Annotated in this window: 1 protein-coding gene; it reads right to left on the bottom strand. The window is 75.2% G+C overall.

Features of this window, described 5'->3' with window-relative positions; genetic code table 11:
* Positions 1–307 (bottom strand): amidohydrolase family protein (locus NE591_RS13955; RefSeq protein WP_256156944.1); only part of this gene is annotated, 307 nt, incomplete at both ends.

Genomic DNA, 307 nt, shown 5'->3' with positions numbered 1-307 from the left:
CATGCCCGGGGCTAGCTGCCCCAGCTCGTCGGCGCGCTGGGCGGCGGCGGCGCTGCCGGCGGTGTAGGCGCGCAGGGCCTCGGCCAGGGTGAGGCGCTCCTCGGGTAGCCAGCCCCCGCACGGCTCGTGGGTGTCGGCGTCGCGGCGGGTGACGGCGGTGTAGACGGCGTCGATGGGGTCGCTGTCGGTAACGGGGGAGTCGGTGCCGAAGGCCAGGGTGGCGCCGGAATCGAGCAGGGCGCGGAAGGGCCACATATAAGGGACGCGCTCGGGGCCCAAATCACGCTCCGGGCCGCCGGGATCCAGG

The sequence above is a fragment of the Adlercreutzia sp. DFI.6.23 genome, assembly GCF_024462535.1.
Lineage (GTDB): Bacteria > Actinomycetota > Coriobacteriia > Coriobacteriales > Eggerthellaceae > Adlercreutzia > Adlercreutzia rubneri.
This window is presented reverse-complemented; position numbering and strand designations above follow the sequence as displayed.